Raw genomic sequence first — 12383 nt, 5'->3', positions numbered from 1 at the left:
AATATGAACACAGGGCAATGACACCGATTTTTGTCGACTTTTCGCACAGTCGTGCCCACGACCTACCTACAGCCACGCCTGGGACCGCCGGATAGCATGAGGCCCGCTTCCGCAGATGAGACCAACCAGGTGACTATAAAAACCATCGTGGCCGACGACCACTCGGCCGTTCGACTCGGGCTGCGCATTGCCCTCGAGCGCGCACCGCGTGCGCGCTTCAGCGTGGTCGGCGAGGCCGAAAACGCCAACCGAGTGCTTGAATCACTGCAGCAACAGGCGTGCGATCTGTTGATTACCGATTACCGCATGCCCCAACTCGAGGGTGGCGACGGCCTGGCCCTGCTGCGCCAGGTGCGTCTTCGCTACCCACGCCTGCCGGTGTTGGTGCTGACCACGTTGGACAATCCCATGGTGCTGCGCGCCATTCTCGATAGCGGCGCGCGGGGTCTGTACGACAAGCAGGAGTGCCTGAGCCATCTGAGCACCGCTGCCTACAGCCTGATGCGCGGCAACCACTACCTCAGCGCACGCTTCACCCGGCGCCTGGCGGAGCATGAGGTGGAACACCGAGGCGCCCACGAACGGCTGTCGACGCGTGAGCTGGAAGTGCTGAAGTTGCTGGTGGGAGGCATGAGCGGACGCGACGTGGCTGCGCGTTTGCAGCGCAGCGAAAAAACCATAAGCCGGCAGAAACGCTGCGCCATGGAAAAACTGGGTATCAGCCATGACGCCGCGCTGCAGGAATACGCTGCCGTGGTAGGCCTGCCTGACTGACCGGCAGGCCGCAGGCTCAGGCGTCGACCGGGGTACGCATGGTCACGAACTCTTCGGCAGCGGTAGGATGCACGCCGATGGTTTCGTCGAACACCTGCTTGGTCGCACCTGCCTTGAGCGCAATTGCCAGGCCCTGAACGATCTCGCCCGCATCGGGGCCAACCATGTGGCAACCCAGCACCTTGTCGGTATCTGCATCGACCACCAGCTTCATCAGGGTGCGCTCCTGGCTGTGGGTCAGGCTGAACTGCATGGGGCGGAAACGGCTCTCGAAAATCTGTACCGAATGCCCTTGGTCCCGCGCCTCTTCTTCGGTCAGGCCCACGGTGCCGATGTTCGGCAGGCTGAACACCGCCGTCGGAATATGCTTGTAGTCCACCGGGCGATACTGCTCGGGCTTGAACAGGCGACGTGCCACGGCCATGCCTTCGGCAAGCGCCACCGGGGTCAGCTGCACCCGGCCAATCACGTCGCCCAGCGCAAGAATCGACGGCTCGGTGGTCTGGAACTGCTCGTCGACCTGGATGAAACCCTTGTCGTCCAGCTGCACGCCGGTATTTTCCAGCCCCAGGTTATCCAGCATCGGCCGGCGCCCGGTAGCGTAGAACACGCAGTCCGCCGCCAGCTCGCGGCCGTCCTTGAGGGTCACCTTGAGGCTGCCGTCGTCAAGCTTGTCGATGCGGGCAATATCGGAATTGAATTGCAGGTTCATGCCCCGCTTGGTCAGCTCTTCGCTCAAGTGCTTGCGCACCGCACCGTCGAAGCCACGCAGGAACATCTCGCCGCGATAGAGCAAGGTGGTTTCGCTGCCCAGGCCATTGAAGATCCCGGCGAACTCGACGGCAATGTAGCCGCCGCCGACTACGATGACCCGCTTGGGCAATTGCTCGAGGAAAAACGCTTCGTTCGAGGTGATGGCATGCTCACGACCCGGCACATCGGGAATCTGCGGCCAGCCACCGGTGGCTATCAGAATGTGCTCGGCGCTGAAACGCTGGCCATCCACTTCGACCGTGTGCCCATCCAGCAGGCGTGCGTGGCCTTCCAGCAGCTTCACACCGCTGTTCACCAGCAGGTTGCGATAGATTCCGTTGAGCCGTTCGATCTCCTTGTTCTTGTTGGCAATCAGCGTCGGCCAATCGAACGAAGGTTTCTCCAGGCTCCAGCCAAAGCCGCTGGCATGCTCGAAGTCGTCGGCGAAGTGGGCGCCATAGACCAGCAACTTCTTGGGTACGCAGCCAACATTGACGCAGGTGCCGCCTAGGTAGCGGCTTTCAGCCACTGCCACTTTCGCGCCGAGCCCTGCGGCGAAACGCGCCGCACGCACGCCGCCGGAACCGGCGCCAATCACGAATAAATCGAAGTCATAGCTCATGTTGCTCTCCTGGCACCTGCACGGCCCGCACGCGGGCCGTAGCCATAAACAAGAACGCCGCTGTCCAGAGGGCAGCGGCGTCGATCATGCTAACCGATTGGGCGTCAGATGAACGCTTTGCCGGTCTTGTAGAAGTTTTCGAAGCAGAAGTTGGTGGCGTCGATGTAGCCTTCGGCGCCGCCGCAGTCGAAACGCTCGCCTTTGAACTTGTAGGCCAGCACGCAACCGTTCTGGGCCTGCTTCATCAGGGCATCGGTGATCTGGATCTCGCCACTCTTGCCTGGCTCGGTCTGTTCGATGAGGTCGAAGATGTCCGGGGTCAGGATGTAGCGGCCGATGATGGCCAGGTTCGACGGCGCATCTTCAGGCTGTGGCTTTTCAACCATGCTGGTCACGCGAAAGATATCTTCACGGATCATGTCGCCGGCGATCACACCGTACTTGTGGGTTTCCTGGGGATCGACTTCCTGGATGGCGACGATCGAGCAGCGGAACTGGTTGTACAGCTTGACCATCTGCTGCAGCACACCGTCGCCGTCCAGATTCACGCACATGTCGTCCGCCAGCACCACGGCGAACGCCTCGTCGCCGATCAGCGGGCGACCGCTGAGGATGGCGTGGCCCAGGCCTTTCATCTGCACCTGACGGGTGTAGGAGAAGGTGCACTGGTCGATCAGCTTGCGAATGCCGACCAGGTACTTTTCCTTCTCGGTGCCCTTGATCTGGGTTTCCAGCTCGTAGCTGATGTCGAAGTGGTCTTCGATCGCGCGCTTGCCGCGACCGGTCACGATGGAAATCTGGCTCAGGCCAGCTTCCAGGGCCTCTTCAACGCCGTACTGGATCAGTGGCTTGTTGACGATCGGCAGCATTTCCTTGGGCATTGCTTTGGTCGCTGGCAGGAAGCGAGTACCGTAGCCGGCCGCTGGAAACAAGCATTTCTTGATCATGTGAGTCCTTACAGAAGAGCAATGCTGACGAGTTACGGCACAGTCGGGTTCAGGCGTCGACTACCTAACAATGCCTGCCGCTGGCCAACCGATTGGTTGATAGAGAAATCCTGATGCAGATAGTTCCACTGCAAGGTAAATATTGCTACACCGGTCGAGCAACGGAAAATTTCCTTGCACAACTACCCTTGCCGCCTGCCAGTGTATAGCATTGCGCCACCGCATAGCGGCCCCCTTGTCTACCTGAAGAATCCCGCCCGATGAGCACCCTCCTGCGCACTACCCTGGCCTCCCTTGCCGTGCTTGCCGTTTCGGCATGCGCCAGCACCTCGCCCACCATTCTCAAGAACGGCCAACAGGGCCTGAACATCGATTGCTCGGGCCAAGCCATGTCCTGGGACAAGTGCGACGAACAAGCCCGCCTGGAGTGCCCTGCCGGCTATCAGACGGTCGCGACGCAGGGTGTACCGCGGCGCACCGGCGAGGTCGGGCTGGCGGATGCCGACCTTGGCAATTACCAGACCCGCAGCCTTGTGGTGGTGTGCAAGTAGAAACGGCTCAGCCGGAAATGCATTTCTCGGCCGCCTGACGCACATCGGCCGGGCGCAGCGGTACGTTCGACAGACGTTCGTGCACCTTGATGCTGCTGCCGCCGGAACGATCGTCGACGATCAGCACGGCGGCTGGATCCTTGGAGAGTTTCTGCGGAACGATGATCCGATAGCCGTCATGCTTCTGCTCGATCAGCGACGGCCCACGGCTGTCGCTCAGTTGGGCGACCACGCAGGTTGAATACTCCTTGGGGGTCTTGCCGGAAATCACGCTCATGGTCTCGGGGCTTTTCTCGATGTCCGTCACGGTGGCACAACCACCGAGCAATACCACTGCCGTCAACCAGGCCCACTTCATGATGCATCTCCGTCATTAAATACCCTGTGACCGCAAGGTCATGAATTTGCTCCATGCATCGGTAGAATTTATCCGTCTCGCGACGCGCATGATATCGTTGCGCTTTTGCGCGCATCTGTAATTCGCGCACCTGCAACAGTGGAGAGCCCATGAAATTCGTTCACCAGCGCGAGCACCTCAATGAAGATGACCTGGTCGTCATCGAGTGCTCCCAGCTCTGCAACATCCGCCTGATGAGCGATGCCAATTTCCGCAGCTTCAAGAACGGTGGTCGACATACCTACCACGGCGGCGCGTTCGATACCTTCCCGGCCAAGATCAGCGCACCGAGCACCGGTTTCTGGAACATCACCATCGACACTGCGGGCACCAAGCTGTCCAGCGTGGCACGCAAGAGCAGTTTCACCCACAAGATCAAGATCGTGCGCCGCACGGCTTCGAAATTCACCTGATGCAGGCGCGCCCATGATCAAGTATGTGATCCGCTACAACCTCGACGGCCAGCGCCGTTGGGACTTCGCCCACCTGGCCACCGGCTCGCTGGAAGAAGCACATGCTGCGCTCGCTGCCTTGCATGGCGAAGATGCGGCGAATATCAGCGACATTCACGTCAGCAAGGCCCTTTGATCCACCTGGATCCGCATTGCGGCCTTCGCGACAAGGGTGATTGCGATACCCGTAGGAGCGGTCAGTGGCCGCGAAAAGGTCACTGCGGTCCCGCAGGCACTCCGCGGTGCGCCCTTCGCGGCCGATGACCGCTCCTACGGGGTGATTGCGATACCTGTGGGAGCGGGCTCTGCCCGCGAAAAGCTCACTGCGGTCCCGCAGGCACTCTGCGATGCGCCCTTCGCGGCCGATGACCGCTTCTACGGGGTGATTGCGATACCTGTGGGAGCGGGCTCTGCCCGCGAAAAGGTCACTGCGGTCCCGCAGGCACTCCGCGGTGCGCCCTTCGCGGCCGATGACCGCTCCTACGGGGTGACAGGTACCTTGGGCATATGCATTCTGGTTCTGTGCATATACTCAAACATCACTTTTACGTCTATTTACAAACTGTTATCTTCCGTCGGCTCTGTCGAGAGCCCGCGACCGTGCGCGTGCTTTTCTGATGATGCGACAAGACAGCCTGAGAACAGGATCACCATGTACGTTTATGACGAGTACGATCAACGGATCATCGAGGACCGCGTCAAGCAGTTCCGAGATCAGACCCGCCGCTACCTGGCTGGCGAACTGAGCGAAGAAGAATTTCGCCCGCTCCGCCTGCAGAACGGCCTCTACATCCAGCGTTTTGCCCCGATGCTGCGCGTCGCCGTGCCCTATGGCCAGCTGACATCGCGACAGACGCGCATGATGGCCAAGATCGCTCGCGACTTCGACAAAGGCTACGCGCACATCAGCACGCGACAGAACGTGCAGTTCAACTGGCCGGCCGTGGAAGACATTCCCGATATTCTGGCCGAGCTGGCCACCGTGCAGATGCACGCGATCCAGACCAGCGGCAACTGCCTGCGCAACGTCACCACCGACCAATTCGCCGGCGTCGCCGCCGATGAAGTGATCGACCCGCGTCCGTGGTGCGAGATCGTCCGCCAGTGGACCACGTTCCACCCCGAATTTGCCTACCTGCCGCGCAAGTTCAAGATTGCCGTCAATGGTGCCAGCACCGACCGCGCAGCCATCGAAGTGCACGACATTGGCCTGGAGCCGGTGCACAACGACGCCGGCGAACTGGGCTTCCGCGTACTGGTCGGTGGCGGCCTGGGCCGCACCCCGGTCGTAGGCGCGTTCATCAACGAGTTCCTGCCCTGGCAGGACCTGCTCAGCTACCTCGATGCCATCCTGCGCGTGTACAACCGCTATGGCCGTCGCGACAACAAGTACAAGGCCCGCATCAAGATTCTGGTCAAGGCCCTGACGCCGGAAGTCTTCGCACAGAAAGTCGACGCCGAGATGCAGCACTTGCGCGGCGGCAGCACCACGCTGACCGAGGCCGAACTGCACCGCGTGGCCAAGCACTTCGTCGACCCTGAGTACAAGGCCCTGCCCGACTTCGCCGCCAACCTGGCCCAGCTGGACACCCAGCATCCGGGTTTCGCCCGCTGGCGCTCGCGCAATACCCTGGCCCACAAGAAGCCGGGCTACGTGGCCGTGACCCTGTCGCTCAAGCCCACCGGAGTGGCCCCAGGCGATCTGACCGACAAGCAGCTGGACGCCGTCGCCGATCTGGCCGACAAGTACAGTTTCGGCCAGTTGCGCACCTCTCACGAGCAGAACATCATTCTGGCCGACGTCGAACAGGCGCAGCTGTTCAGCCTCTGGAACGAGCTGCGCGAAGGCGGTTTCGCCACGCCGAACATCGGCTTGCTGACCGACATCATCTGCTGCCCAGGCGGTGATTTCTGCTCACTGGCCAATGCCAAGTCGATCCCGATCGCCGAATCCATCCAGCGCCGTTTCGACGACCTGGACTACCTGTTCGACATCGGTGAGCTCGACCTCAATATCTCCGGTTGCATGAACGCCTGCGGTCACCACCACGTCGGCCACATCGGAATCCTCGGCGTGGACAAGAAAGGCGAGGAGTTCTACCAGGTGTCCCTGGGTGGCAGCGCCAGCCGCGACGCCAGCCTGGGCAAGATCCTTGGCCCGTCGTTCGCCCAGGACGCCATGCCGGATGTCATTTCCAAGCTGATCGACGTGTACGTGGAAAAACGCACCGAAGACGAGCGTTTCATCGATACCTATCAGCGAATCGGCATCGACCCTTTCAAGGAGCGCGTCTATGCAGCGAATCATTAAGAACAACGAAGTCGTCGACGAAACCTGGCACCTGCTGCCCAAGGACACCTCATTCGACGGCATCAGCAACTGCGACGATCTGATCGTGCCCCTCGCCCTGTGGCGCGAGCACGGTTCGGCGCTCAAGGCCCGTGACGGCGGCCTGGGCGTATGGCTGGACAGCGACGAAGAAGCCGAGGAAATCGGTGAGGTGGCCAACGAGTTCCAGGTCATCGCCCTGAACTTCCCGGCCTTCACCGATGGGCGCAATTACTCCAATGCCCGCCTGCTGCGTGACCGCTATGGCTTCAAAGGCGAGCTGCGCGCCATCGGCGACGTGCTGCGCGACCAGCTGTTCTACCTGCACCGTTGCGGATTCGATGCCTTCGCGCTGCGCGCCGACAAGGATCCCTACGAAGCTCTGGAAAGTCTCAAGGACTTTTCCGTGAGCTACCAGGCCGCCACCGACGAACCGCTGCCACTGTTCCGTCGCCGCTGAGTCGCCGTTGCAGGCTGTAACCGCCGCGCCTGTTCCCATGCGGCGGTTGCACCTCGGCATTACGCGGCGTGCTGCCGCCTACGAACCGACCAGCACTGCCTCGGTCAGCTCTCGGTAGAGCACGTCCAACGCCTTTCGACGGGCCTGATCGATGACTGCGTAGAGGTCAAGCGTGGCCTTTTCGGTCAGCACCACCTTCGCAGCACTGCCCTGCTCGGTCTGCCACACCACATCGGGCGCCAACGTCTTCAGCTCCTGCAATACACGCGTCAGCCGCGCCGCCTCGTCGGTGAATTCGCCGTGCGTATCCAGGGCTTCCTCGAAGTGATTGATAACCTCGGCCCAAAACTCCGAAAGCGTGTTCAGGCGCGCCGAGTACACTTTGTGCAGGTACAACTGCCAGAACGGCTGATCCACCAGCCAATGGGTCAGCCCGGCGTCCGTGGCGCGTTCCAGCACGGCGCGGGCGACATGCTCCACGGCGGCTGAGCCGATCTGCTCGGTGTACAGTGTCTCGGGTTGCTGCCGCAGGCCCAGACGTTTTTGCAACAACTCACGCAATCGCAGGCGAATCTCTACCTCGTCCGGCGCGATGGCGCGCAACACCGGGTCGCCGAGCTGGTCGTACGGCAACAGGGAAGGGGCAGGATTGCCGGCCAGTAGCGCCTCGCGCCGATCCAGACGCGCCTGGGTGATGCGCACGGCGTATTCATCCACCAGCGCAGTCTTGTACAGCTGGCGACTCAACCTCGACAACGGCTTGAGCATCGCCGGCCCACCGTCGATGGCGGTGGATGCAGCCTGCCATGCCAATACTCGGGTTTCGAAGTCGTCTACCACCACACTGATACCATCGCCGCAGGTGTTCTCGATCAAGGTTGCCTGATCGAAGAGCTGCTGGCGCAGGTCCACCACGCCCAGCCCGTCGCCTTCGGCCAGCACTGTCGGCGGGACCAGCGCCTCCATGATCGCCCACATGCGTCGTTTGTACAGCCGGGCATGGCGGGTATATCCCGCCGTGCGGGTGACCTGATCCATGATTCGATAGAAAGCAGCCGCCCCCTCACTGCGGCGGTCGTCCGCAATGCGCGCCGCAAGCGCTGGATCACAGCCTTCGAGCCAGCGCTGATCGGCCACAGCCGGAGCCGGCGCGCCCGCCCCGCCGGTCCAACGCCGACGCGGAAACAGCCCCGCTCGACGTAGCCGCTGGCGACTGCGCTCCGACAATGGATTGTTGTCCAGGTTGAGCACCGGACGACCCGGGTTGAGCAGGTTCAGATTGATCTGCGCCATGGCGCTGTGCTCCAGAACGGGCACGCGAACGATCTCGTTGCTGCTGAGGTTGGCGATCCTGATCACCTGGGGTAGACGATTGAAGACCTGCGTCAGGCCCGGCGGCCAGGTATCGATACCGGTCCCGCTCAAACCCAGATTGCGCAGCGACAGCATCCCTTCGACCACCGGCGGTAGTCCCAGCGGGTTGCCGTTCAAATCAAGGGTCTGCAGGCGGGTCAGGCCTGCCAGCGCGCTGCGTCCTGCCTCGGTCAGGTGAATGTGATTGCGCTGCAGGCGCAAGGTTTCCAGTTCGCGCAATTGCCCCAACGCCACGCAGGCAGCGTCGTCCAGGGTCAGCGCGTTGCTCGCCAGATCCAAGGCTCGCAAGTGAGGGATTCGAGCGAGCGTTTGCATCGCCGCGGCAGGCAGCACGTTATCCACTGCCTCCCCCGCGACCACTCGGGTCACGAAACTGCGCTTCAGGCCCAGGTAGCGCAGTGCCGTCTGGGTCGGGTGGCTGATCAATGCATCGAACATGTCGGGCGCGAGAGACAGGCGGTTCTCGTCGAGTTCCAGCGTCATGAGCTTGGTCAACGCGCGCACCTGCGTGGGAATGCTGGTCAGCCAGTTGTTGGTCAGATCCAGGCTCAGGAGATTGGGAAAGACCGACAGGAAGAAGGACGGATCGCTTTGCAACCCCATCAAGCCCATGCGCAGGTGCCGCACATGGCTGAAGTCGGCGACAATCAAAGGCAACTCGCCCACCGGCTGCCCGCTGAGATCCAGCGTGGTGGTCTCGCGTCGCCAGGCACTGATGATATCCCGAGCCACTTGTTCCCGGCGCACCTGCGCAGGCTCGCGGCGCCGCCAGGCCTTGAGTTCGCGCTGCAATACCTGCAGTTCCTGCTCCAGGCGCTGGAGTGCAATTTCAAACGATTCGTCAGGCCGTACCAGGGAGTCCCGCAACAGCTGCAGACTCGTCTTCGACAAACTTGGGTAGAGGTTGCGCAACCGCCGGTTCTGCCAGAAGCTTGGCTGGCCCCGCCCGCTGAGCGCGTAGCCGATGCCCGCAGCGTGGCGTTGCGGCGACTTGAACCATGGCTGCACCTGGCGCTGCTTCAGCAGTCGCGACACGCGCGGGCGATCAGCCTTGACCAGGCCGATCATTCGCTGCTGCAGGGCCTCACCGGCGCTGGTAGTGAGATCCAGTGCCGCGCGTTCGGTATCCGGCAATGCGCGGCAGATGGCGCTGTACAGATCCATCCAGCCGCCAAGCTCCTGGTCGTGCGCATCGAAGGCCCGGTAACGCCCGTCGCGGGCAACAATGTATTTGAGTTCGCTGTCAAGTTCAGCGCCCGCCGCCGCCGTCACTCCTCCGGCCACGCCACCGCTGCGCAGTTCGATGCGTACCCTGCCTGTCCATCCCGGCAGGCTGGGCAACAGGCCAAGCACCAGCGTGTCGCGGTCCGCAGAGCCGCCGGTTTCGAGAAAGAGCGCGCTACAGGCCTGACTCGCACGCCACTGTGCCAACCGGGCGCGGGCCTGCTCGGCCACACGCAGAGGTAAGCGTTGCGCGTCGAGTATGCGGGAGCGCTCGGCGTCACTCACCTGTGCGCCGATTTCATTGGCGATTCGCACTGGCAGTGCTGGAAAATCACGACACAGGACCCGAGCCTCGTCGCTGGCAGCGGGTTGCTGGCGCTCGACCAAAGAGGCCCACAGGCGCGCATCTTCTTCATCTGCAGCCCCCTGTGCACCCTGCTGGGGTACGCGAGACGCAACGTCCTGATGGGCGCGGTAACGAACGACACCCTCGTGCAGGGCTGCTGGCATGGGTTGCTGCTCGACGTGCAGGCGTCGCAATCGATCCTCGGGCACCGCATGAATCTCCGCCAGGGTCAGCAAGTCCTGGTCGCTGAGCCGCTCGGTCATGGCGCCGAACCGCCGCATCAATCTGGCGCCTTGCCATTGCAACGGCTGCTCGAACTCGTGCTGCCACGCGCCGGCGCCATTGTGCCGAACGCTTGGGCGATAGGCGGTGGATGAGCTGGGGTGAAGCAGATGGCCCTCGGTCTGTTCGGCGTTCAGTTGCACCTCATGAATGTGATCGTCGAGCTTGATGAACGTCTTGCCCAGGTACCGGTAGACGCCGTTGCCATCAGCCTCGACAGCAGGGGGCAGGTCCGCTGCCCGGTAGCCCTGCAGATCCGGGTGCAGCAGACGTTGGCTGCTGTCGGGCAACCTCACCGGCTGCATCTCTTCGACCACCCCGTCACTGCGGTAGGTCGTGCCGAAATCGGCGGCAACGCCGTGGGCAACCACGGCCAACGCCAGGTTGCCGACGATGCCCTTGAAGTGTTCGAAGGCTTCATGGGTGCGGCCATCTTCCCATGCCTCGACACCGTGATAGACCTCGCTGATCAACTGCTGGGCAATGACGGGCGCCATCACCTCGCCAAGTGCCGGAACGAACAGCGCTGCCAGATTCATCAGCGAAACGCCCTCCTCCAGCCATTCGCTCCAGCGCGCCTGACGTTGATCGGCGTCGATCCGATCGGTGGGTACCGCCAGCCCCTTCGCTTCGGCCTTGAGCCAGTCCACGTGGCGATCGTGCAGGTGGGCGAACAGCTCGCCCTTCACCAGGACCTCGACGATGTCCAGATTGGGGCGGCCATTGACCACGGCTATCTTGCGCCCGCGGTCGACGTTCTCGCTGCGCCACAGCCGTCGCTCCAGGCGCGCCTGGAACTCGGCGCGCTCACTCTGGGCGATGCGCGCCAGGAAGCTGCGGGCATAGTCGGGCTTGATCAAGTCCGCGGCCAGCGCCTGGACGAACTCGGCCGATGAAGCGTACTGCTTGAGCGGTGCGTGCGGATCGCCGGGCAGCCAGACCAGACACGGCGAGGCCGCCGTGGCCTGTCCCGTACCGCGTGCCGGGCCGATTACGACCACATCGTGCAGAGCCGAGCCAAGCAGGGTCAGCCGCGAGCACTGCACCAGGCCCCCAGCCCAGCGCTCGGCGCGCCCTGCGAGCACGCCTTCGACCACCCTGAAGCCCTGCTCGTCGATCTGCTGCTTCATCCGTGCGACATGGGCCAGCACACGCAGCTGGGCCCTGCGAGCAGCGTCCACCGCGCTTGCCACCGCAGCCCGGGTGGCCGTGGTCTCGAATACCTCGCTCAGGTGTGTTTGGTAAAGACGACCCAGATCCAGCTGGCGGACCAGGCTTGCGAACCGGCCAGCTTCGATCGGCAACGGGTTGTCGATGCGGTACTCGAAGCGGCTGGTGAAAGGTCCTCGCGGGAACGGTCCGGTCTTTTTGACGCTGCCTGACGGCGCCAATACTGTGCGCGGATGAAAATCCGGATCGGCGACGAAATTGCCCAGGGCGGCCATCAGCAGCTGTTCAGGCTGCGGCACGTAATCGTTTTCCAGACCCAGCAAGTGCTCGCGCGTCTGGATACGAACGAAATCGGTGGCATGGACATTCAACGGGGTACCGAAACGCATCCGAATGGCTTCGGCCAGGATCGGTTCGGCGAAAGCGATCACACTCTTGAACCCGGCCAGCGCCTGGCCCAGATCGGTACGACAGCGCTGGCGCAGGGCCTGTGCCGACAGCAAGGCCTCGCGAAGCTCGCTGGACGCGGCGGTGAACCAGGGCTGTGGGCCGTCGACGGTGAATTGTTCGGACACCAGCGTTCGCTGCAACTGATTCAGTTGCGTCGTGCCGATGGCCGTGACCCACGCAGGGATGCGCTCGCGAATGAACGCATCGTGGCGCCCCGGCAATGCAGTATCGGTGGTAGACATGCTTGGATTT

At 62.6% G+C, this 12383-nt stretch carries 10 protein-coding genes; 6 read left to right on the top strand and 4 right to left on the bottom strand.

Annotated features, from left to right (window positions below; all coding sequences use genetic code 11):
• Positions 1-96 precede the first annotated feature (96 nt).
• Positions 97-774, top strand: coding sequence for a response regulator (locus IFT57_RS10540; protein WP_122795746.1), 678 nt, complete (start codon positions 97-99; stop codon positions 772-774).
• A gap of 16 nt (positions 775-790) precedes the next feature.
• Here the strand turns inward: IFT57_RS10540 and gorA are convergent, their stop codons facing one another.
• Positions 791-2149 carry a glutathione-disulfide reductase gene (gene gorA / locus IFT57_RS10535; RefSeq protein ID WP_192151336.1) on the bottom strand — a complete coding sequence of 453 codons (1359 nt, stop codon included), beginning with the start codon at positions 2147-2149 and terminating at the stop codon, positions 791-793.
• Positions 2150-2253: 104 nt separating this feature from the next.
• A complete protein-coding gene (gene galU, locus IFT57_RS10530; protein ID WP_192151335.1) occupies positions 2254-3096 on the bottom strand; it encodes a UTP--glucose-1-phosphate uridylyltransferase GalU in 843 nt (280 codons plus the stop codon).
• Between the two features lie 260 nt (positions 3097-3356).
• On the opposite strand from galU, the gene IFT57_RS10525 reads away from it, so the two are divergent.
• Positions 3357-3647, top strand: a complete 291-nt coding sequence (locus IFT57_RS10525) for a hypothetical protein (RefSeq protein WP_240998717.1) — start codon at positions 3357-3359, stop codon at positions 3645-3647.
• Positions 3648-3654: 7 nt separating this feature from the next.
• On the opposite strand, the gene IFT57_RS10520 is transcribed toward IFT57_RS10525, so the two are convergent.
• Positions 3655-4005: a hypothetical protein gene (locus IFT57_RS10520; RefSeq protein ID WP_192047198.1), complete on the bottom strand. Its 351-nt coding sequence runs from the start codon at positions 4003-4005 to the stop codon at positions 3655-3657.
• Between the two features lie 149 nt (positions 4006-4154).
• Between IFT57_RS10520 and IFT57_RS10515 the strand changes: the two genes are divergently transcribed.
• The 4 genes from IFT57_RS10515 to IFT57_RS10500 all read left to right on the top strand — a co-directional run bounded on the left by IFT57_RS10515 (position 4155) and on the right by IFT57_RS10500 (position 7285).
• Positions 4155-4457 (top strand): DUF1883 domain-containing protein, encoded by a 303-nt coding sequence (locus IFT57_RS10515; RefSeq protein ID WP_122476881.1) that lies wholly within the window; start codon positions 4155-4157, stop codon positions 4455-4457.
• Positions 4458-4470: 13 nt separating this feature from the next.
• Positions 4471-4632, top strand: coding sequence for a hypothetical protein (locus tag IFT57_RS10510; RefSeq protein WP_192151334.1), 162 nt, complete (start codon positions 4471-4473; stop codon positions 4630-4632).
• Positions 4633-5148: 516 nt separating this feature from the next.
• Positions 5149-6807, top strand: a complete 1659-nt coding sequence (locus IFT57_RS10505; protein WP_192151333.1) for a nitrite/sulfite reductase — start codon at positions 5149-5151, stop codon at positions 6805-6807.
• Positions 6791-7285, top strand: coding sequence for a DUF934 domain-containing protein (locus IFT57_RS10500; RefSeq protein WP_122714129.1), 495 nt, complete (start codon positions 6791-6793; stop codon positions 7283-7285). The genes IFT57_RS10505 and IFT57_RS10500 overlap by 17 nt, the downstream gene beginning before the upstream one ends.
• Before the next feature lie 78 nt (positions 7286-7363).
• Here the strand turns inward: IFT57_RS10500 and IFT57_RS10495 are convergent, their stop codons facing one another.
• Entirely contained in the window at positions 7364-12373 is a 5010-nt protein-coding gene (locus tag IFT57_RS10495; protein WP_192151332.1) for a dermonecrotic toxin domain-containing protein, read from the bottom strand.
• Positions 12374-12383 lie beyond the last annotated feature (10 nt).

Source organism: Pseudomonas sp. CFBP 13719, assembly GCF_014842095.1.
In the GTDB taxonomy this organism is placed as follows: Bacteria; Pseudomonadota; Gammaproteobacteria; order Pseudomonadales; family Pseudomonadaceae; genus Aquipseudomonas.
Note: the sequence above shows the minus strand (reverse complement) of the source record. Positions and strands in the feature narration are given on the sequence as shown.

Excerpts from the sequence above, each read along its gene's own strand:
- galU (WP_192151335.1), bottom strand. The coding sequence starts at position 3,096 with ATGATCAAGAAATGCTTGTTTCCAGCGGCCGGCTACGGTACTCGCTTC.
- IFT57_RS10500 (WP_122714129.1), top strand. The coding sequence starts at position 6,791 with ATGCAGCGAATCATTAAGAACAACGAAGTCGTCGACGAAACCTGGCAC.
- IFT57_RS10520 (WP_192047198.1), bottom strand. The coding sequence starts at position 4,005 with ATGAAGTGGGCCTGGTTGACGGCAGTGGTATTGCTCGGTGGTTGTGCC.
- IFT57_RS10540 (WP_122795746.1), top strand. The coding sequence starts at position 97 with ATGAGGCCCGCTTCCGCAGATGAGACCAACCAGGTGACTATAAAAACC.
- IFT57_RS10525 (WP_240998717.1), top strand. The coding sequence starts at position 3,357 with ATGAGCACCCTCCTGCGCACTACCCTGGCCTCCCTTGCCGTGCTTGCC.
- IFT57_RS10515 (WP_122476881.1), top strand. The coding sequence starts at position 4,155 with ATGAAATTCGTTCACCAGCGCGAGCACCTCAATGAAGATGACCTGGTC.
- IFT57_RS10495 (WP_192151332.1), bottom strand. The coding sequence starts at position 12,373 with ATGTCTACCACCGATACTGCATTGCCGGGGCGCCACGATGCGTTCATT.
- IFT57_RS10505 (WP_192151333.1), top strand. The coding sequence starts at position 5,149 with ATGTACGTTTATGACGAGTACGATCAACGGATCATCGAGGACCGCGTC.
- gorA (WP_192151336.1), bottom strand. The coding sequence starts at position 2,149 with ATGAGCTATGACTTCGATTTATTCGTGATTGGCGCCGGTTCCGGCGGC.
- IFT57_RS10510 (WP_192151334.1), top strand. The coding sequence starts at position 4,471 with ATGATCAAGTATGTGATCCGCTACAACCTCGACGGCCAGCGCCGTTGG.